General features: G+C 72.3%; 13 protein-coding genes. 9 read left to right on the top strand and 4 right to left on the bottom strand.

Annotation, left to right across the window (positions count from 1 at the left end):
• Positions 1–31: 31 nt before the first annotated feature.
• On the bottom strand, positions 32–2,905 hold the full coding sequence (locus YIM_RS18115) for a S8 family serine peptidase (protein WP_370469023.1): 2,874 nt from the start codon (positions 2,903–2,905) through the stop codon (positions 32–34).
• A gap of 213 nt (positions 2,906–3,118) precedes the next feature.
• On the bottom strand, positions 3,119–4,696 hold the full coding sequence (locus tag YIM_RS18110; protein ID WP_153031472.1) for a deoxyguanosinetriphosphate triphosphohydrolase family protein: 1,578 nt from the start codon (positions 4,694–4,696) through the stop codon (positions 3,119–3,121).
• Between the two features lie 38 nt (positions 4,697–4,734).
• Here YIM_RS18110 and YIM_RS18105 point away from each other — a divergent pair, with 38 nt between their 5' ends.
• The 9 genes from YIM_RS18105 (at position 4,735) to YIM_RS18065 (ending at position 19,413) form a co-directional block, all read left to right on the top strand.
• Complete coding sequence (locus YIM_RS18105; protein WP_153031471.1) at positions 4,735–5,856, top strand: lycopene cyclase family protein; 1,122 nt, start codon at positions 4,735–4,737, stop codon at positions 5,854–5,856.
• Positions 5,857–5,927: 71 nt separating this feature from the next.
• Complete coding sequence (locus YIM_RS18100; protein WP_153031470.1) at positions 5,928–7,631, top strand: GGDEF domain-containing protein; 1,704 nt, start codon at positions 5,928–5,930, stop codon at positions 7,629–7,631.
• A 108-nt stretch (positions 7,632–7,739) separates the two neighbouring features.
• Entirely contained in the window at positions 7,740–10,793 is a 3,054-nt protein-coding gene (locus tag YIM_RS18095) for a P-loop NTPase fold protein (RefSeq protein ID WP_153031469.1), read from the top strand.
• A complete protein-coding gene (locus YIM_RS18090) occupies positions 10,793–12,907 on the top strand; it encodes a hypothetical protein (protein ID WP_153031468.1) in 2,115 nt (704 codons plus the stop codon). The genes YIM_RS18095 and YIM_RS18090 overlap by 1 nt, the downstream gene beginning before the upstream one ends.
• A complete protein-coding gene (locus tag YIM_RS18085; RefSeq protein WP_153031467.1) occupies positions 12,904–14,082 on the top strand; it encodes a zinc ribbon domain-containing protein in 1,179 nt (392 codons plus the stop codon). Before YIM_RS18090 ends, YIM_RS18085 begins: the two co-directional genes overlap by 4 nt.
• Positions 14,079–16,487: a GTPase-associated protein 1-related protein gene (locus tag YIM_RS18080; RefSeq protein ID WP_153031466.1), complete on the top strand. Its 2,409-nt coding sequence runs from the start codon at positions 14,079–14,081 to the stop codon at positions 16,485–16,487. Before YIM_RS18085 ends, YIM_RS18080 begins: the two co-directional genes overlap by 4 nt.
• A gap of 3 nt (positions 16,488–16,490) precedes the next feature.
• The gene (locus tag YIM_RS18075; RefSeq protein ID WP_153031465.1) at positions 16,491–18,140 is read left to right on the top strand and encodes a hypothetical protein; all 1,650 of its coding nucleotides are present in this window, start codon (positions 16,491–16,493) and stop codon (positions 18,138–18,140) included.
• Positions 18,137–18,283 carry a hypothetical protein gene (locus YIM_RS18070; protein ID WP_153031464.1) on the top strand — a complete coding sequence of 49 codons (147 nt, stop codon included), beginning with the start codon at positions 18,137–18,139 and terminating at the stop codon, positions 18,281–18,283. The genes YIM_RS18075 and YIM_RS18070 overlap by 4 nt, the downstream gene beginning before the upstream one ends.
• A 44-nt stretch (positions 18,284–18,327) precedes the next feature.
• Positions 18,328–19,413, top strand: a complete 1,086-nt coding sequence (locus tag YIM_RS18065) for an IS630 family transposase (RefSeq protein ID WP_153028979.1) — start codon at positions 18,328–18,330, stop codon at positions 19,411–19,413.
• Here the strand turns inward: YIM_RS18065 and YIM_RS18060 are convergent.
• Positions 19,410–20,060, bottom strand: coding sequence for a response regulator transcription factor (locus YIM_RS18060; RefSeq protein WP_153031463.1), 651 nt, complete (start codon positions 20,058–20,060; stop codon positions 19,410–19,412). The two genes, YIM_RS18065 and YIM_RS18060, sit on opposite strands and share 4 nt — an antisense overlap.
• Positions 20,057–21,286 (bottom strand): sensor histidine kinase, encoded by a 1,230-nt coding sequence (locus tag YIM_RS18055; RefSeq protein WP_153031462.1) that lies wholly within the window; start codon positions 21,284–21,286, stop codon positions 20,057–20,059. The genes YIM_RS18060 and YIM_RS18055 overlap by 4 nt, the downstream gene beginning before the upstream one ends.
• Between the last annotated feature and the right edge of the window lie 58 nt (positions 21,287–21,344).

The following is a 21,344-nucleotide window of genomic DNA, read 5'->3' as shown; positions in this document are numbered from 1 at the left end:
ACTATGGACAGTCCGAGGCCGGGCGGGGAGATCAGACCGGGCGGACCGGTCCGTTGCGCACTTCCTGGTGCACCCGGGCGGGCTTGGCCGCCTCGGCACCACTGACATATCCGTTGATGTGCAAGGAAACCGCGCGGATCGAGCCGGAGTCGCCGCCGGCGACGTCCTTGGCGTGGAAGGTCCAGGTGCCGTCCACCCCGTCCGCGATCAGCCCGGACAGCACCGCGGCCGGGCGCCACGACCCGGTGAACGGCGCATCCGAGAAGGACGCCGAGCTGAACGCCCGCGCCGCGGCGTCGGTGAAGACCACCTGGCACAGGTTGTTGCCCGAGGCGCCGCTGCGCTGGAACACCACCGCCTGCGCACCCGACGGCGCGGTCAGCGTGCCGACCAGGTCACCGACATAGGAATGGCTCAGCCCCACCGTGGTCGAGGTCGGCTCGGTGCCGCAGGTGCTGCCGTCCACCGAGAAGGTCAGCTTCGAAGCCCGGCCCACCCCGGACACGGTGATCGGCACGCTCACGCCGACCTGGTTGTTGTCCGGGATGGCCACCGGCGCGCCCGCGTAGGCGAAGTCCGTCGCCACCGGCGAGGGCCTGCCGACCTGGAGCGGGAACCGGACCGTGGTCGGTGAATGCGCCCCGGCGAAGCTCACCTTGGCGTCGAGCAGGATCGGCAGGCCGAGTTCGTGGTCCGCCGGCACGGTGATGCCGAATTCGTTGATCCCGGTCTGCTTCGGGCTGATCGTGCCGTACGACTTCGACCGCGGCGTGATGGTCACCCCGGGCGTTGGCGTGCTCAGCACGACGCTGGTGGACACCGACGCGCCGTCACCGGTGTTGGTCACCGGCAGGCTCAGCTTGGCGGTCTCGCCCGGATCGAGGTAGCTGTCCGCGCCGAGCACGGTCGGCGCCCTGGCCACGGTCACCGGCTGCGGGCTGGCACCGGTGTAGTCGAGCACCCGGTCGGCCATCAGCACACCGGCGCCGCTGAGCACGTCGGTACCGGCCAGCTCGATGTCGGCCGCGGTGTTGACCAGCGCCTCCCGCATCTCCTTCGGGTGCAGGCCGGGATTTCCCGAGAGCACCAGCCCGGCGATCGCCGCCGCGTGCGGGGCCGCCGCCGAGGTGCCGAAGAACGGGTTGAACCCGGTCACGCTGGTGCTCACCCCGTCGGCCGCGGTCAGGTCCGGCTTCTGCCGCACCTCTCCCCCGGTCGCCGAGACGTTGCCCGGGGTGATCGGCGTGCCGTCCGACTCGTAGAAGACCCGGCGCGGGCCGTCCGAGCTGAACCGCTCGATCTGGGTGCTCGGGCCGAACGAGCCGGGGAACGGCCCGGCCGGGTTGGCCGGGTCACCCGGCTCCAGCGGTGAGCCGAAGGGCTTGGCCGCCGGGGTGGCCGCCACGCTGTAGGCCTGCCGCGCGGCCGAATGGCCCACGGTCACGCCCGGCGTGGTGTAGGCCTTGAGCCCGTCCGCCGAGTCGGAGAACCGGCCGCCGAGCCCGGACAGCGACAGGTACCGGTTCTCCCCGGAGTACTTGACCACGGCCAGCCGCAGGCCGGTGCCGCCGAACAGCGGGGTGTCCAGCCGCTCGTACGGGTCCTGGGTACCGGTCTGGTTGTTCTGGCTCATCGCCACCACCGCGCCGGTGGCGTTGAACAGGTAAAGGTCGTAGTCGTTGGCCGACTTGCCGACCGGGTCCGACCAGAACAGCGTGACCACCACCGAAGCCGACGAGGCGTCGGAGATCGGCTGGAAGATCTGCGTGCCGCCCGCCCCGGCGAAGTCGTGCGCCGCGCCGGAGAACTTGCCCGCCTGCAGCCCGGAGTCGGCGAAGTCGCCTTCCCAGTGCGCGGTGGTGCCGTCGCTGGTGTTGCCCTCGTTGCCCGCCGAGGAGAAGTACAGCGCGCCGTCGGCGGTCACCTCGTTCACCGCCTGCGCGATGATCCAGTCCTGGAACGGGGATTCCTTGAAGTACAGCACGTCGTCGACGATGATGTCGCAGCCCGCGTCGAAGCGGAGCTTGCGGATGTTGTCCGCGAACCCGGCGTCGGAGCTGAACGCGGTGGCGAAGCCGAGCTCGGCACCGGGCGCCACGTCGTGGATGATCTCCAGCATCGCGGTGCCCTCGTTGCCGGTGCCCTCCTGCCCGGCCAGCACGTCGACCGACGGCGGCAGCTCGCCCTTGGCCTGGGAGGCGGCCAGTGAGGCGACCCCGTCGGACAGCGCGCAGATCTTCACCCCGGCCCCGCTGACGCCGAACTGCTGGCGCGCGGTGTCGGCGTTGTGCGCGCGGTCGCCCTCGCTGGTGACCGGCCCGGCCTGGATGCCGGCCTCCGCCTGGGCCAGCTCGGCTTCGAGCTTCTCGGCGAACTGCTCCTTGGTCTGGGCGGGGGCGTCGTCCGAGCGCGGGGCGGGCGCCGACGGCTCGCTGAGCTGGTGCGCGGTGACCGCCCGCACGGCGGGTTCGATCAGCCGGACGTCGGCACGCTGGGCCAGGCCGGTGACCGCGTCGAGCGGCAGTTCGGCCCGGATGCTGGCCGCCTTCTCCGAAACCGTGCGGATTTCGGCACCCGCGGCCCCCAGGCCCGAGAGCAGGTCGCCGGTGACCGCGGTGGCCCGGATGTCGACGGTGACCGTGCCGCGTTCGCTGACCTTCGCACCGGTGTCCAAAGCGGACAATTCACCGACGGGCAGCCGCTGGGCGCGGCGCTGCGCCTCCACCAGCAGCTGGCTGTCCACTTTGGAGTCAGCGGGGGTCTGCGCGCGCTTGAGCTGCTGCAACGCGGCGATCTGGTCGAACACTTTGTCCTGGATGTGCTGGCTGTCCTGAGCGGGATCCGCCGCCGCGACCGCCGGGGTGAGCACCCCGGCCACGAGCGCGAAGCAGGCCGCGGTGCTCAGGCCTCTTCGTGTTCTCCGGCGGGGTCGTTGAGCTGGACGCACATGCGCCTCCGGTTCCTTGGCGCGTGCCCCGACTCACGCTGACCGATCGCCGGTGATCACCGGCTGACACCACTTAAGTGCAGAGCGCAGGGCTTGGCAGCAGCCTTTCGAGTGACCGTCGATCGTGAATTTCTGACGGGAAGCCCCGGCGTGTTGCTACCCGGCGTGTTCCTAGAGGACGAACGAATCCGACCACGGCTGCGACGCCCGGCCGGTCAGCGCGTCGAGCAGGCTGACAGCCTGCTTGTCGGTCAGCGAGGCGACGAAGTCGACCACCGCGCGCCCGCGGGCCAGCGCGCGCACCTCGTCCTGTCCGCGCACCGGTTCCCCGGTGGCCCCGATCAGCAGCTCCGGCGAGTGCGCCGCCAGCTGCGTGTATTCGCGGTGCGCCAGCTCGACCAGGTCGTGCAGCCGCCGCGGGAGACGGGAAGCCTCGTCGCGGTCGACCAGCCACGCGTCCAGCGCGTCGACCAAAGTGGACACCAGGCTGGCCTGACCGCGCTGGTGCAGCGCCAGGTCCGGGCGGAGCAGGACGAACCGCCGGTGCACGAACTTGAGCACCTGCACCTCGTGCCACTGGGCGGGTCGCAGGGTGACGTGGCCGGAGCGGGTGGACGGCGACGGGGTCAGCGACACCCCGCCGACCAGCCGCGCGGTCCAGCGCGCGGAGAAGGCGGCGGTGGCCTGCTCGGCCTCGATCGAGCCGTCGAACGCGCCGGCCAGCAGGTCGTCGACCAGTTCACCGCGCACCCGCGCCACCGCCAGCGCGAACGCCTCGTCGTCGACGATCCAGCGGTCCTTGGCATGCATGCGGCGGCGCAGGCGTTCCAGGGAGTAACCCGGCTTGCGCCGTTCGGCGGCCAGCGTCTCTCCGTCCAGTTCGGACAGTTCGGTCATCCGCGCGGACCACTGGCCCAGTTCGGCGGCCACCGACGCGTGCTGCAGCACCCCGATGCGGTGGAAGTCCTGCAGGTCGTGGATGGCGTAGGCGATGTCGTCCGCGGTGTCCATCACGGAGGCCTCGACGGTCTGCTGCCAGTGCTCGAGCCTGCCCGCGAACGGCGCCCGCGCCTGCGCGAAGTCGTCCAGTTCGGTGCTGTAGGCGGAGAACTTGCTCGCGCCGGTGCCCGGCCCGTCCTCGGGTTCGGCGGCCCCGCGCGGCGGCACGCGCATGCCGGACGGGTGCGGGTCGGGCACGTGCAGCCGCGCCCACGGGTACTTCAGCACCGCCGCGCGCACCGCGGCGGTCAGGTCGAGGCCGATCGCGGCCGGGCCGCGGACGTCGGTGGTGGTCAGTATCCGGAAGGTCTGCGCGTTGCCCTCGAAGCCGTCGGCCAGGCCGTAGCGGTGGCGGGCGATCCGGTCGAGCACCTGCTCACCGAGGTGCCCGAACGGCGGGTGCCCGAGGTCGTGCGCCAGCGCGGCGGCCTCGGCCACGTCGGGGTCGCAGCCGCCCAGTTTCTCGGCCAGTTCGGCGCTGTCGGGCGCGGCGGCGATCCGCTCGGCGATCGCCCTGGCCACCTGCGCCACCTTGAGGCTGTGGGTGAGCCGGTTGTGCAGCAACCCGGCCCCGCCCGCGCTGACCACCTGGGTGACCCCGCCGAGCCGGGCGAAGAAGGGCGAGGCGGCGATGCGGTCGCGGTCGATCCGGAAAGGACTGCTGGCCAGGTCCGCCGCCGCCGAAGAGCGCGCGGCCTGCCGGTCGTGGTCACGGCGGCGCGCTCGCGGATCTTCGGCGGAGTTCGACACGGCCCACACCCTAACCACGGTTGTGATGGGATTCGGGGATGGACACGATCATCGCCGGGGCCGGGCCAGCGGGCTGGGCGCTGGCCGGGGCCTGCGCCCGCGCGGGGGTGCGCGTGGTCCTGGTGGATCCGTCGCCGCGGCGGGCGTGGACGCCGGTCTACGGGCTCTGGCGCGACGAGGTGCCCGGCCTGCCGGATTCCGCCGTGGCCGCCGTCCCGCACACCGTGCTGGCCACCGCCGTCACCACGCACACCATCGACCGCGAGTACGTCGTGGCCGACAACGCCGGGCTGCGCGACTGGCTGGCCCATCCGGCGGTCAAAGTGATCACCGGACGTGTCGAGAGTGTCACCCGCGGGGATCACGGGGCGACCGTCCGGCTCGCCGACGGCAGGCGGCTCGCCTGCGCGGTGGCCGTCGACGCCACCGGTGCCCGGCGCGCCCTCACCGGTGGCCCGGTGCGGCGGCCGGCCGAGCAGACCGCGTTCGGCGTCGCGCTGGACGAGGCGGCGGCCGAGCGGGTCACCGGCCACTCCCCCGGCACGGCCGTGTTCATGGATTGGCGGCAGGTGGCCGACGATTTCCCGGCCCCGACCTTTCTCTATTCACTCCCGCTCGGCGATGGCCGCACACTGGTCGAGGAAACCTGCCTCGCCGCGAAACCCGGGCTGCCACAGCACATTCTTTCCGCCCGGTTGCGCGCGCGACTGGCCGCCGCCGGAGTCGACGAACCAGGCGGACCGGAACGCGTGCGCATTCCGCTCGATCTGCCCATTCCGCGCACGCTCGCGTTCGGCGTCGCCGGTGGCTTCGCGCACCCCGCCACCGGGTACAGCCTCGGCACCGCGCTGCGACTCGCTTCCCCGGTGGCACAGGCCATCGCGGCCGCGTCGAACCCGCGTGACGCCGATCGCGCCGCGCGTGCCGTGGTGGCCTCGGCCACCGCGCGCGAGGTCCACGCCCTGCGGCGATTCGGCCTTCGTGTGCTGACCCGGTTACCCTCCGCGCAGGTACCGGAATTCTTCGAAATGTTCTTCTCGCTGCCACCTGATCGGCAGCGCGCCTATCTGTCCGGTCGTGAAGACCTGGCGGGAACGGCGGCCGCGATGGCGGGGCTTTTCCGGCTCGCACCGTGGCGAATCCGCACCCGGATGGTCTAATTGCGCGACCAGCCGATGAACTTTTGTTTACAGACCACCCGAATCCACCCCGGACTCGGCACGATGCGGGCGTGGGCCCGACCCAGATCGCCGTCAGCTTCGCCTTCCAGCCGCTGTACAGCCTGCACACCGGCGGTGCCGTGGCACTGGAAGCGCTCGCGCGCGCCGGTACCGGGGAGCACTCGGTGGCCAGGCTGCTCGACGAGGCCGCCCGCGCCGGCAGGCTCGCCGAGACCGACGTGGCACTGGCCGCGCACGCCGTCCGGCAGGAGGCCGAGGGCGGTGCCGAAACCGGCGAAGCCCTGTTGCCGCTGCACCTGAACCTCACCGCCGCCTCGGTGGCCGAGGGCGCCGCGCGGTTCACCCCGCTGCTCGACGTGCTCGACGAGGTGGGCAGGCGCCCGCGCGAGGTGGTGCTGGAGATCGGGCCGCCGTTCAGCCGGGTGCGCCCGGCCGACCTGCTCGACAGCATGGCCGCGCTGACCGATCTCGGCTTCCGGCTGGCGCTGGACGGGCTCGGCCGCAGCGACCTGCCGCTGGCCCTGCTGGCCGCGGCGCCGGTGAGCACGCTGAAGGTGGACGGCACGCTGACCGCGCATGCCGCGGGCAACACCGCCTCCGCGGCGGTTTTCGAGTCACTGCTGCACTTCGCCTCGCGCACCGGCGCCCGGCTGGTGGCCACCGGCGTGGAGAACACCGCGCACTTCGAGGTGGTGCGCGGCCTGGGCATCCGGGTGGCGCAGGGGCCGCTGTTCACCGGGACCGAGCCGGGCGGCCGGCTGGACGGGGTGACCACCCCGCTGCCGGTGACCGGCGACCGGGTCGCTTCCCCGGCCGCGCCCCGGGTCAAGGACTTCCTCAAGCCGGCCACCACCCTGCCCGCCTCGGCCACCTGCGAGGACGTCCGGGAGGCACTGGCCGCTTCGGAACGCGCCACCGGCATCGTCGGGGTGGACCAGCACGACCGTCCACTGTGGTCGGTCGACCGGGCGCGGTTCCTGCTCGCCTTCACCGGGCCGTACGGGCACGCGCTGCACGCCAAGCGCTCCGCCGACCGGCTGGCCGACACCCCGCACACGATCGACGCCGAGGCCTCCGCGCTGGAACTGCTGGACGTGGTCGCCGACGCCGACTGGGACCGCACCGGCGACGACGTGGTGGTGGTCGACCGGCGCGGCCGGTGCCTCGGCGTGGTGCTGGTGACCGAGGTGGTGCGCGGGGTGGCCGAGGCGAAGGTCGAGGAGGCCACCGCGCTCAGCCCGCTGACCCGGTTGCCCGGCACCGACACCGTGGCCAGGGACATCGACCGCCGGATCGCCGCCCGCGAGCCGTTCGTCACCGCCTGGCTCGACGTGGACGCGTTCAAGTCGGTCAACGACAAGGCCGGTTTCGCCGCGGGCGACGACCTCATCCGGGAGCTGGGCCGCACGCTGAGCGAGGCGGCCGCGCGGCTGCACCGGGTCACCATCAGCCACGTCGGCGGCGACGACTTCCTGGTCGCCTGCGACGTGGACGAGATCGCCACCCTGGCCGCGGCGGTGCTGGACACCTCGTGGTCGGCCGACGGCCTCCCGGTTTCGGTGTCACTGGCCACTTTGGTGTGCATGACCGCGTCGGTCGGTTCCTACCGCGACGTGTCGAAACTGCTGGCGCCGCTGAAGAAGCGGGCCAAGCAGGTGCCGGGATCGAGCTGGGTGCTCGGCCGTCCCGGCTCCGACCGCGTCGAAGTGCTGCGCGGCAAGGGCGGCCGGGACGTCCGCTCCGTCGGCGCCTGAACGTCACCCGGACAGCGGTACCCGGCCATCCGGCTGAAACGAATGCGCGGCACGGGCGACTTTGGTGGGTGAGTCCCCACTCGTCCGCTCCGAACGGAGGCGCGTCCGTTGCCCGGTAGTGAGTCGCTGGCGCTCACCCTGCGCCTGGCCGGTGAGGCGGAATCCGACGAACTCCGGCGGCGGGCGAACCGGGAAGCGCTGGCTTCGCTGTTCGAGCGGGCGGCCGCGAGCAGCGGCCTGACCCCGCGCCCGGACCGGGACGGCCTGCGCACGCGCATCCCGGACGACGCCGCGATCACCTCGGTCACCGAGCTGCTCGCCGGTCCGCTGCGCACCGAAGTGCACCGGTACAACGAGCAGTCGGGCGAAGCGAACCGGCTGCGGGTGCGCGCGGCACTGCACCTGGCCGGTGAAGCCGACTTCGGGCACTGGCTGGCCGGTGGTGACGCCACCGGCGGCGCGGCCTGCGCGGAACTCGAACTCGCGCTTTCCGAGCAGGCGCACCGGGTACTGCGCCGCCTGCCGGAAGCGGACCTCGACGCGTTCCACCCGGTGCAGACGCTCTACCGCACCGAGCAGGTGAAGGTCTGGATCCACGGCGAGGCACCGGATCTGGCGCAGCGGACAGCGCCCGCCTTTCCCGGCCTGCCGCCGAGCCCGGCCGAATTCGCCGGCCGGGCGGACACGCTCGCCCAGCTCGACAAGTACCACCGGAAAGGCTCGGATCTCGTCCTGCTGACCGGCCGGGCCGGACTGGGCAAAACCGCGCTGGCGGTGCATTGGGCGCGCCGGAACGCCGCGCGGTTTCCCGGTGGCGTGTGCTACCTCGATCTGGCCGCACTGCCGGAGGACCGCGACACCGCGCTGCACGAAGCGCGCGGCCGCATCCTGCGCGGCCTCGGCGTGTCACCGGACGAAATCCCGGAGGCGCCGGAAGCCAGGTCGAAGGCCTACGGTGCCCGGTTCACCCAACCGACCCTGTTGCTGCTCGACAACCCCCGCACCGCGGAAGAGGTCCTCCGCCTTCGCACCTACCGGACCGGTCCGTTCACGGTGGCCATCACGAACAAGCCACCCCGTGGGCTCACCGAGGCCAATGTGCCCGAGGTCGCGCTGAACGTGCTGGCGCGCGGTGACGCGGCCGCGCTGGTCAAGTCCATTGTGGACGTCTCCGACGCGGACGCCGACGAGCTGGCCTGGGCCGGTGACTACCTGCCGGGGAGCATCCGGCAGCTCGCCGCCGGAGTCGCCGCGATGAGCACGGGCACGGTGAGCGAACGGCTGGCCGCGCTGGCCGACCAGAGCGGGCCGCTCGAAGCGCCGGGCGATCCGCCGGAGGTGGTGGTGGCCCGGTGCGCGCTCCGCGTCCGCAAGCTCTCGCCCGGCCAGCAGCGCCGGCTCACCCTGCTTTCGCTGGCCGGTGACCGCACGATCGTCGCCGCCGGGCTGGCCGCATTGGCCGAGATCTCCACCACCGAAGCCGGGCGGGCGCTGGACGAACTGCACCAGCGCGGCCTGCTCGAACGGCCGGGCAGCGCCGCCGAATACCGCCTGCCCGCCGCGATGGCCGACTACGCGGGCGCCAGGCTGCGGGAGGACGAACCGGCCGCGGTCCGGAGCGCGGCCGCCCGGCGGCTCGCCGAAAGCAGTGTCCGCCGCGAAGAGTTCGTCAGCTGGCTCAACGACTCACCGGCCGCGCACGACGACCTCAAGCGCGACGCGCTCGCCGACGTGCTCGCCGTCCGGCTCAAGCGGATGTCGCTCAGCGAACCGAAACCGTCGTTCCTGGTACACCTGGAAGGCCCGTGGGGGTCCGGGAAGACCACCCTGCTCGGCCTGCTCAGCCCGAAGCTGGCCGACGAGTTCCTCGTGGTCGAATTCGACGCCTGGCGGCACAACCGGGTCGATCCGCCGTGGTGGGCGCTGCTGACCGCGCTGCGCCAGCGGGTGGCGCTGGAGCTGTCCGCCTGGGGCCGGACCCGGCTGCGGCTGGTGGAGACCGTCCGGCGCGCCCGGCGGACCGGCGGGGTGCCGTTCCTGGTCTCCGGACTGCTGGTGACCGTGGTGGTGCTGGCGGCGATCCTGTGGCTGAGCCCGGCGTGGAAGACCGCGAAGGACGTCGGGGACACCGCGCGGGCGGTCACCGCGATCCTCGCCGCGGTGACCGCGATCTGGGTGGCGGGACTGGTGGCGAGCCGCTTCCTGCTGTGGAACTCGGCACGGGGCGCGCGGCGGCTGGAACAGATCCACACGAATCCGATGCAGGAGGTCGCCGAGCAGTTCGCGTGGCTGGTTTCCCGGTCGAAGCGCCGGGTGGTGTTCTTCATCGACGACCTGGACCGGTGTTCGGAGGACTACGTCGTCGACCTGCTCGACGCGGTGCAGACCCTGGTCCGTGACGCGCCGGGCAAACCGCGCAAGGGCCAGCGCTCGGCCTACTTCCTGGTGGCCGCGCACGGGAACTGGCTGCGCCGGGCCTACGAGGTCCGCTACGAGAAGCTGGCGCCCGCCGCCGAGGAACCGACCCGGCCGCTGGGCTATCTGTTCCTGGACAAGCTCTTCCAGCTGAGCGTGCCGATGCCCGCCATCGGCACGGACGCGATGAGCGCCTACTTCAACCGGATACTCAACATCCGCGAGCCTGCCCCGGCCGCCGCCGCGGCCGAAGAAGCCGAACTGGTGGCCAGTCAGGTGGAAGGCAGCTCGCACGTGCTGGACGCGATGCGTGCCTGGGAGGGCGCAAGCCCGCCGGTCCGGGAGTTCACCGCGCCCGCCACGGCGAAGAAGCTCGCCGAATCCGAGTCCGCCGACCTGAGCGAGCACGCGCTGCAGAAGTTCGCCGGGCTGCTGCACCGCAACCCACGCGGGATGAAGCGGTTCGTGAACACCTACAGCGTGCTCCGCGCGACGCGCACGCTCGAAGGGGTCGTGGTGGACAGCGACGCGCTGGCGCTGTGGACCGTGCTGCGGGTGCGCTGGCCGGTGCTGGCCGACTACCTGGAGCGGTATCCCGATTCGGTCGGCAAGCCCGACTACGACGAGGAACTGCTCGCCCTGCTCACCGACCCCGAACTCGGCGAAGTGCTCGAGCACGCCCCGGTCACGCTCACCGCCGAACTCATCCGCACCTGCTGTGGTGCCCAGAGCCGGGAAGGCAGCTGATGGAGCCGCTCGACCCGATCGCCTACGAAGACCGCGTGGTCAAGCCCCATCGCACCGGCGGTGCCCCGGCCGCGGAGGACGAACTCTTCGCGCGCTACGCGTTGTCCGGCGAGATGACCGACGACGAACTCCTCGCCCGCACCGAAGAGGTGCGCGAACTCTGGCGCCGGGTCTCCGCCGCGGTCACCACTCCCCGCACGCTCAAACGGGTCTACGACCGCTTCCTGGCCGAGGACGCCGATCTCCACGGGACCTACGGCGTACTGCTGAAGTCCGCGGACTGGTGGCGCTCGAGGGAAGCTCCGCCGGTCGCGGCGGCGCCGGACGAACTGACCACCTTCGTCAAGGACGCGTACGAGCCGCTGGACGCGCTGACCCCGCGGGTGCTTTCCGCGCTGTACCACGCTTTACCGGCTGTCCCGTCGCACGAAGTGGACCGCGCTGTACGGCTCGCCGGGTTGGCCGTCCGAGAGGCACACGACGTCCCGGTGCCGCCGTGGACGACCGCCGCCCTCACGGCCGGGCTGCCGTTGCGGCTGATCGCCGAGCGGCTGGCCGCCGGTGGTGCCCAGGTCTCCGAGATCCTGCTGGCCGCTCTGGACCAGCGCACGACGGATGCAGCCCGCCCACCGGAAACCGCAGCTCCACGGCACGCGGAAACCCCACCACGCGAACTGGAAGCGGCGACGAAGGGACTGTGCGTCCTGCTCCGGTGGGAACCGGGTGACGGGCACACGGGAGCCACCCGGTACCGCGTGGTCCGGCACGAGGCAGAGCCACCCGGCCACGACACGGGCACGGTGGTCACCGAGATCGCCGGAACCGAGTTCGTCGACGCGGACGCGCCCGTCGGCCCGTCCGTGCACTACGCCGTGTTCGCCCGTTCCTCACCGGACCAGGACTGGTCGGACCCGGCACGCACGGCGATCCCGGTGTTCCCCTCGGTCGAACTGCGGGAAACCCGGCGCGACGGGGATCGCCTCGAACTGGTCTGGCAGGTCCGGCCGGAGACCACCGAGGTGCGGATCCGGCGCACCCCCGGTGACACCGTGGTCCACCGGACCGTGCGCCCGGACGACCACGGCCGGGTGTCCTATCAGGACGAAGTGACCGGTGACGCGGCGTACCAGGTGCAGCCGGTGTACGAACTGGCCGACGGCAGCCGTCACCCCGGCGAGCCGTTCCACTTCAGGGCGCGTGATCTGTCCACATCGGACGAACCGATCGCGGTCGAGCTGGAACCGGCGACGCCGGGCTTCGGCCCCAGGGTGACCGCGCGGTGGCATCGGCGGGCCACCGGCGCGGTCCGGATCCGCTTCGCCGCGGCACCACCGGACTGGCACCCCGGTGACCGGATCTCGGCCACGGCACTGGAGACCTACGGCGAGGAGCTGCGCGGACGCCCGGAACCGGAAGGCGACCGGGTCCGGCTGACCGGCGAGGTCGCGCCGGGGTGGCAGTGGTACCTGCCGGTGACCGTGCTCGGCGCCGAGGCCACCGTCGGGGTCGCGGCCCGGCTGGGCACCGCGCTGCCGGTCAGCCAGGCGGTGGCGCAACGGCGTGGCGCGGAAATCGTGCTCTCCTGGATCTGGCCACCTGGCCTCGCCGGGGCGCGGGTGAGCTGGACGGACCGGGATGGTGAGCCGCGGACGGCCGACATCTCCGCGTACGCCTACGAAGCGAACGGCTGCCGGATCCACGCCGGTAACGACCCGATCCACGTCGAGATCCGCGGCACGGCGACCTCCGCCGACGGAACCGCGTTGTCGGCGCCGGAAGTCGTCGAGGTCCCCGGATACGCCGCCAGGGTGGACTACACCGTGCAGCGGAACCGCTGGCGCCGCCGGGAAATGACGATCACCTTCGCCGCGATCGACCCGGTGCGCGGCGGCGAGGTCGTGGTCGTCGCCGCCGACGGGCCGCTGCCGCCGGCACACCCCGCCGAAGGCGTCGAGCTGGCCAGGCACCGGCTCCACCTGGACGCGTCGGGAAGCGAACAGCTGGTGGTCGAGCTGCCCGCCGAGAAGCACCGCTGGCTGGTGTGCTTCGCGGCCGACCCCGGCACGCTCGAATTCGTCACCCGTGCGCGGGAACGGCTGGAGGCGCGCCGGTGAGAAAGCTGGTCTGCCCCTACTGCTACCACGAAGTTTCCTTGTCGGCACTGCACTTCCAGTGCCACGGGCGCGGCTCGGCCGCGGGCAACGGCTGCCGCAAGCGGGTGGACGAGAACCGGCGCCAGCTCACCGGTTACGCCCTGGAGTCCTGGCCCACGTTCCCGGCGCCGGGCCGGGGGAAGGCCGGGACCTGCCCCGAATGCGGTGCGGTGTCCCGAATTCGTGCCTGCCCGACCTGCCACACCACGCTGCCCACCACCTTCGGCGAGGACCCGCGCAGTCCGCTCGTCGGCCTGATCGGTGGCAAGGGCGCGGGCAAGACCGTCTTCCTCACCGTCCTCATGCACGAACTACAGCACGCGATCCGCCGCCGGTTCGGCGCCGACACCCGGCTGATCGGCGACCAGCACGCGGGCGAGGCCTCGACCAAGCGCTGGTTCGAGACCTACGAGCGGGCGCTCTTCGTGGACAAGGTGCTGCCGGAGACCACCCGGTCGGCGATCGACGGTGTGCGCGCGCCGATCGTCTTCGAATGGCGCACGTCCCGCCGTCGCTTCGCCCGCCGGCCCCGGCCGCTGAGCAGCACGCTGTCCTTCTACGACGCCGCGGGCGAGGACATGACCACCCAGGACAGCGTCTACACCCAGCACTACCTGCGGTGGACCAGTGCGCTGATCGTGGTGCTCGACCCGTGGCAGCTGCCCGGCGCGCGCGGGCGGATCACCGTGCCGGACAACGCGATCCGGGAGAACGAACCACCGCAGGAGGTGCTCAACCGGGTCACCGAGGCGCTGCGGCAGCGGACGAACTCGGGGCTGATCCCGGTGCCGATGGCGGTGGTGTTCGCCAAGATGGACTCCTTCTTCGACTCGCTCGGCCCGGCGCACCCGCTGATGCGGCCGCCCGCGGCCGGTCCGGCCTACGACGAGCGGGCCGGCGCCGCCACCCACGACCACGTCCTGGACCTGCTGGGCGAACTGGGCGCGGACGCCATCGACTCGCACCTGCGGCTCAACTACCGCAAGTACCGCTACTTCGCGGTGTCGGCGCTGGGCGCGACCCCGGACTACGCCAGCAACTCGGTGAACGCGCGCGGCATCCAGCCGCACCGGGTGGACGAGCCGCTGCTGTGGCTGCTCAGCCTGTCCGGCATCGTCGGCCGGACGCGGAAGTGACCGGGCGCCGGGCCGCGTTCGGCTCGCTGTTCTACACCGACTGCCTGCCGGGCCAGGGCCTGCGCGGGGTCGCCGGGTTCCAGTTCCAGGCCGCCTCCCCCGAGGTCGGCCACGACGAGATGTCGATCGTGCAGCGGTCGGCGCTGTACGAACCACCGCCGGAGTGGATCCGGCGGCGGCGCCCGGTCGAGCTGTACCCGCCGTCACTCGCGCACGTCTTCGAGGACCGGTTCGTCACCGCGCGGGGGATCTACCTCGGCACCGAAGCCAACGGCATGCGCGAGGGCAACCAGTTCACCCACGCGATCACCACCGGCGACCCCGAGGCGTACGGCCAGCTCCGCCCGGCGCAGTTGTGGGGCGCGCCGTGGTGGGCGGAACGCCCGGCGCCGACCACGCGGTGCGAAGGGGTCGGGCCCGAACCCCAGCCGGGTCCCTGGACCGCGCACGCCGTGCGGTCCTGGGTGGCCGGTCAGCCGGGGGCCGAGGATTTCCTGATCGCCGTGGTCTCCGCGTTGTCCGCGTTGCGGTCCGACAGCCCGCAGCGGATCGTTTTTGTCGCCGACGACCCGGAGCCGGTTTTCTGCTGGCTCATCGCCGGTACTCTCCTGCTGCCGCAGCGGGTGGCGCTGCGCGTCAGCTTCCGCGCGTTCGTCAGCAATCTGCAGTACAGCAGGCACGACGTGCTGGCGGTGCACCCGGACTGGGCCGGTTCGGTGCGGGAGTCCGGGTTCTGCGTGTTCGACCTGCGCGACCGCAGCCACACCGTGGCCAGGACGGCGCCGGTCGCGCACTTCTGGGTGCCGCGCTTCCTCGGCGCCGACCCGCTGGACGTCATCGACGCGGTCGAGCTGGCCGATCAGTTCGGCGACGCGGCGGACCCGGCCGAGGAACTGGCCGCGCAGGACCGGCTGGCCGCGAGCACGCTGCGGCTGCGCGAACCGGTCCGGCCCGCCGACGCCGCGGCGCTGGCGAACTGGCTGAAGCGGCAGCCGCCGGAGGTGGTCGCCGAAGTTGGCCAGCCGCTGGCCGCGCAGATCCTCGCCACGTCACCGGGTTTGGAGGCGCGCTACGACCTGTACGACGCGCTCTACGAACGCAGCGACGCCCGGCTGCGCGAGCAACTCCGATCCGGTGTGCTGGCCGCGGAGCTGGCCGACGCGCGTGCCCACCACACGTGGGAAGAGTCCCAGCGCCACCTCCGCGGCCTGCGTGTCCTGCCGTCCGGCGAACTCACCGGGGACGCCGCCGTCCGGGAGGTGGCGGAGGCGCTGGACCGGGCGGAACCGGCCCAGTGCGACACCCTGCTCCAGATCGCCACCCGGCACGGGGTGCCGGTCGCCCCGGAGCGCGGACAGCGCCGGTTCGCCGGGTTCAGCCGCTGGTGGGCCGACCACCCGGAGCTGGACATCCACCCGGCGAGGTGGAACTGCGCCCCCGCGATGGTCCTGCTGCTCCGTGAGGAACTGAAGCGCCGGCTGGAGGATCCCGCCACGCGCGACGCCACCGTGACCGCGCTGCGGACGCGGTGGTGGAGGGTGCTCTGGACCTCGATCCACGAACCGGCCCGGCCGCTGGACCGCGAACTCGCCGGTGCCGCCGCGGCCACCGGCGACGCCGGGCTCCGGCGCGACGTGCTCACGCACGTGGCCCGCAAGGCGACCGAGCACGACGACCTCGCCGCGTGGACCGCGCTCACCTCGCAGACCCGCTTGGACCTGGCCGACGCCGGGGTGTTCCTCGGCGGCCTGCCCGCCGGGCACCAGATCTCCCCCGCACTGGCCGAGCGCATGCTCGACCTGGCCGCCCGCGGCAACCGGGGCCTGCCGACCGCGGCCAAGCTGGACCTGCTGGACCGGCTCACCGCGCTCGGCCACGAACTGCGCCGGCACCCGTTCGCCGGATGGCACCACGAAGATCGCCTGCTCCACGCCTGGCTCGCGCACCTGCGCTCCCCTCGGCGCCCGCGCCCGGAACCGGACGAACTGGACCGGCTCAGCGAGGCGGTGCTCGCCGCCAGGGAGGACACGGTTCTCCCGGTCCTCGTCGGCGCGCGAGGCAAGTACGCCGCCTTCGCGCTGCGCGGGGCCGGGCACGCGATGCACCGGTTGCTCATCGCCAGGCTGCCGCGCCTGCTCAAACGCGAGGCCGGTGCCGACGGCCTCGCCGTGCTCGCGCTGGACCTGCAGTGGTCGGGTGTGCTGCCCGACGCGGAGAACGAGGCGCTGCTGTCCATCCTCGCCGACTGGACCCGGCTGCTCGACCGGCAGGGGCGCCAGCGCATCACCGCCCTCGTCGGCGAACTCGACGAGGAGAACCTGCACGTGTGGCAGAGCTGGATCAAGTCGTACGGCGTCCGCTCGCGGCGTGCGCGGTCGCGAGCCGCCAAGCACCTGCGGGAGTGAGTCGTGGAACGCGTGGGCATCGTGGTGCTCGCCATCCTGGCGGGCGCGGGTGTGCTGATCGGGTACTACCTGCTCGCCGAACTCGCCGTCGGTTACTTCGTCTGGCCCGCCGTCCTCCTGCTGGTGCCCGCGGCGGCCGCGGCGGGCGCGCTCGCCGCCGCGGGCACCACGGTGCTCACCGTGAGCGGGCCACGCGGGCACCGGCCGGTGACGGTGACCCCGGCGATGGTGTCCACCGGGGAGATCCCGCTGCTCGTCCCGCGCCGCGGCACCATCCCCAGGGATCACGCCTGGCCCGCCTACCTGCCCGGGCAGGCGCAGGTCGATTTGTGGGCGGTGGCGGGAAAACTGGTCAGGCTCAGCCGGGGCGGGTGGTACCCGGTGCGGCGGGTGGCGCCGCTGATCCGGGAACTGCACGAACGGGTGCAGCTGACGCTGGCCGTGGTGGGCTGGCCGCTGGCGGCGGTGGTGCTCGGCGGCGCGCTCGCCTGGTCGGCCGGGGTGGTGCTCGGCGGCATCGCGCTGCTGGTGCCGGCGCTGCTCCTGCTCGGGGCGCTGGAGGCACTGCGGCTCGCCGTCGCGGGTGGCGCTCGCAGGCTCGACGCGGTGGTGCGGTCCCGGCTCGGCGGTCCGGCCGGGTGCCAGGAGTGCTACCGGCCGGTGCCACTGCCGTGGTTCCGCTGCTCCGGTCCGGACTGCGACCGCACGCACCGCGACCTCCGGCCGGGTGCGCTCGGCGCGTGGTGGCGGCGCTGCGGATGCGGGCAGCTGCTGCCGACCACGGTCTTCCGCGCGGCCCGGCGGCTGGGCCACTACTGCCCGGCGTGCTCGGCGGACCTGCGCGAGCACGCGGCCACCATCCCGGAAGTCCGCGTGCCGGTGATCGGCGCGGTGTCGGCGGGCAAAACGCGGCTCACCTTCGCGGCGCTGCTCGAACTCGGGGACGTCGAATTCGACGACGAGGCCAGCAGGCGGGTGTTCGACGAGGGCGCGCGGATCATCCGCGAGCGGGCGGAGACCTCGAAGACCGCCGCCGGGCACTTCCCCGCCGCGGTGACCGTCCGACTGCGCGTGCGCCGCGGGTTCGGGCAGCTCGGCGAGCACGCCTACCTGCACCTGTTCGACGCCGCCGGTGAGTTCTACCAGGACTGGGACGAGAACGCGGCACTGTCCTTCCTGGACAACGCCACCGGGCTGGTGTTCGTGCTCGACCCGTTCACCGTGCCCGCCGTGCTGGCCGAGACGGCCGGGCAGGAGGTGCTGGGCCGCGCGCACCCGGCCACCAGGGACGCCGAGGCCACCTACCAGCTCACCGTGCAGCGGCTGCGCCTGTTCCGGGTCCCCATCGACCGGCTGCCGCTGGCCGTGGCGGTGGTGAAGGCCGACCTGCTCACCGAGGTGGCCGCCGCGGCCGACCTGACCCCGGACGGCACCGCGATCCGCGACTGGCTGGCCGAGGCGGGCCTGGACAACCTGGTGCTCGCGGCCGACCGGGACTTCGGTGCGGTCGGCTACTTCCTGGTGTCCTCTTTGGAGGGCTGGACGCCGGGGCACCCGCTCTCCGCGGCCGCCCCGCTGCGCTGGCTGATGGCCAGGCGCGGCCTGACCCCCGGGGAAGACCCCGTAATCCCCGAAGAACCGGAGGTCCGGTGAACGACTACGAAGAACCCTGCTTCTCCGTCAAGGTGAACCGCCTGCTGCTCACCGTCGGCGCCTTCGCCTTCGCCACCGGGGTGGCCTGGGCCGCCGTGCTCGTCGCGCCGTGGCTGTGGCGCACCGCGTTCACCTGGTACTAGTGTCCTGAGTCGTTAGTTCGTGTGCAGGCGTAGGGTTCGGTGGCATGCCGAACCCGAAGCTGCCCGAGTTGGTGTTGTCCGAGGACGAGGCGGGCATGTTGCGGTGCTGGACGCGGCGCCGGAAGACGGCGCAGGCGCTGGCCTTGCGGGCCCGGATTGTGTTGCGGTGCGCCGAAGGTGGCTCGAACAGCGAGATCGCCGCGGAGTTGGGGATTACGCGGGCGACGGTGGCGAAGTGGCGGTCGCGGTTCGTGACCGACCGGCTGGATGGGTTGCTGGACGAGGCGCGTCCTGGGCGTCCGCGCACGATCACCGATGAGCAGGTCGAGGCAGTGATCACCGCGACACTGGAGTCGGCGCCCGCGAATGCCACGCACTGGTCGACCCGGTCGATGGCCGCGGAGTCGGGGTTGACCCAGACCGCGGTGACGCGGATCTGGAACGCGTTCGGCCTGCAGCCGCATCGCCGTGAATCATGGAAGTTGTCCAAGGACCCGTTGTTCGTGGACAAGGTCAAAGACGTCGCCGGGCTCTATCTCGCTCCGCCGGAGCGGGCGGTGGTGCTGTGCGTGGACGAGAAGTCCCAGATCCAGGCGCTCAACCGCACCGCTCCGGTTCTGCCGATGCTGCCCGGCACGCCGCAGCGCGCCACGCACGACTACACCCGGCACGGCACCTCCAGCCTGTATGCGGCACTGGACATCACCACCGGCAAGGTCATCGGCCGGCTGCACGCACGCCACCGCGCGATCGAGTTCAAGAAATTCCTGACCGCCATCGACAAAGAAGTGCCCGCCGAACTGGCGGTGCACTTGGTGATGGACAACGTCTCGACCCACAAGACCCCGGTGATCAAACGCTGGCTGGCCAGTCATCCGCGCTTCGTCGTGCACTTCACCCCGACGTCGAGTTCCTGGCTCAACCTCGTCGAACGCTGGTTCTCCGAACTCACGACCAAGAAACTCCAACGCGCGAGCCACACCAGCGTCCGCGCACTCAACCGCGACATCCGCGCCTGGATCGAAACCTGGAACGACGACCCACGACCCTACGTCTGGACCAAAACCGCCGACCAGATCCTCGACTCCATCGCACGCTACTGCACACGAATTAACAACTCAGGACACTAGGCGGGCTTGATGAACCCCGACTCGTACGCCCGGATCACCGCCTGCGTCCGATCCCGCGCCCCCAGTTTCGCCAGTAGGTTGCCCACGTGGGTCTTCACCGTCTGCACGCCGAGGAAAAGCTCCCCGGCTATTTCCACATTGGACAGTCCTTTGGCGACAAGTCTGAGCACCTCGGACTCGCGTTCGGTCAGTCCGGCGGCGGCCAGGCCGTCCTGACCACCACCGGCGCCGCCGTGCGTGGCGGCGAGGCGGCGGATGGCGGCCGGGAAGAGCAGCGAGTCACCGGCCGAGACCGTGCGCACCGCCGAGACGATCTCCTCCGGCCGGGCACGCTTGAGCAGGAAGCCGCTCGCCCCGGCGCGCAGCGCTTCGTAGACGTAGTCGTCGTTCTCGAACGTGGTCACCACCACGACCTTCGGCGGGTTGTCCATTGTGGACATAAGATGCCCGGTGGCGCGGATGCCGTCCACCGCGGGCATCCGCACGTCCATCAGCACCACGTCGGGCCGCAGCCGGGCGACCAGGCCGGGCACCTCGGCGCCGTCACCGGCCTCCCCCACCACGCTCAGCTCCGGCTCGGACTCGATGATCGCCCGCAGCCCCGCCCTGATCAGCTGCTCGTCGTCGACCAGCAGCACGCCGATCACTTCCCGGCTCCCCAAGGCAACCGCACCACGACCTCCCAGTGTTCTCCGTTGCGCCCCGCGCTGAACTCCCCGCGCAGGACCTCGACCCGTTCCGCCATGCCGCGGACCCCGCGCCCGCCGGTGCCCCGTGAGGCGACCGGCGGCCCGGCGGGATTGCGCATCAGCAGTTCCAGCTGGTCCCCGCCGATCGCCACGCGCAGCGCGACCGGGACCTTACCCGCGTGCCGCAACGCGTTGGTCAGGCATTCCTGCAGGATCCGGTACGCCTCGCGGGAAACCACCGCGGGCACCTCGGCGGGCTCGCCGGTGATCTCCGCGGTCACCGGCACCCCGGCCAGCCTGGTCGCCTCCAGCAGGCCGGGCAGTTCGGCCAGTCCCGCCTGCGGTGCCTTGCCGGACTTCTCCTCACGCAACAGGCCCAGCACGTGGTCGAGGTCCTCCAGTGCCGAACGCGCGGAATCCTCGATGGCCTCCAGCGCGCGCTCGGTGAAGTCCGGATCACGCCGCAGCGTCCGCCGCGCGGCACCGGCCTGGATGGTCACCACGCTGAGCGCGTGCCCCACCGAATCGTGCAGTTCCCTGGCCAGCCGGTTGCGCTCGGCGAGCTGTTCGGTGCGCTTCTCCAGCTGGGCGATCCGGTCGGCCGCGGAGATGCCGAGCAGCGTCGCCGCCGCGCGGCCGAGCAGGCCGCCCACCGCCCAGACCGTGTAGACCAGCCCGATCACCAGCGCCAGGAACAGCACCGGCACCCACACCCCGGCCCAGCCGCGCGGCACCGCGATGCCCTCCTCGGAGCCGATCGCGATCCGCCCGCTGAACGGCGCCGAGACCGACAGCACGAAGAACACCGGCAACGCCAGGCTCAGAAAGCTCAGCACACCACCGGCGAGCACGTGCGCCACGAACATCGCGCTCGACCGCAACCGCACCGGCCAGTTCTCCGCGCGGCCGAAGGTCGCACCCGGCGCCGGGTCGTCGAGCAGCTCGCGCACGGCGGTACCTTCCAGCACCCGCACCGCCGGGATGAACGAGCTGGCCACCATGACCAGGATCGCCGCCAGCCCGCCCACCGCGGACGCGGTGCCGATGTCGGCGGCGAACGGGGCCACCGACGGGATCGCGATCGACGCGAAGATCAGGTAGGGCACGATCAGCGCGCCGCCGAGGATCAGGTAGGCCCAGCGGCGGTAGGTCGACCGGTTCACCACCGGGTTGAGCAGGCGCACCCCGTGATCGTAGGCGGACGCGCGCGAACCCGGGTTCCCTCTCGGGAGGGAGGCTCCA

The organism is Amycolatopsis sp. YIM 10 (assembly GCF_009429145.1).
In the GTDB taxonomy this organism is placed as follows: domain Bacteria; phylum Actinomycetota; class Actinomycetes; order Mycobacteriales; family Pseudonocardiaceae; genus Amycolatopsis.
The sequence above is the reverse complement of the archived record's forward strand: the minus strand, read 5'-3'. Positions and strand labels throughout refer to the sequence as shown.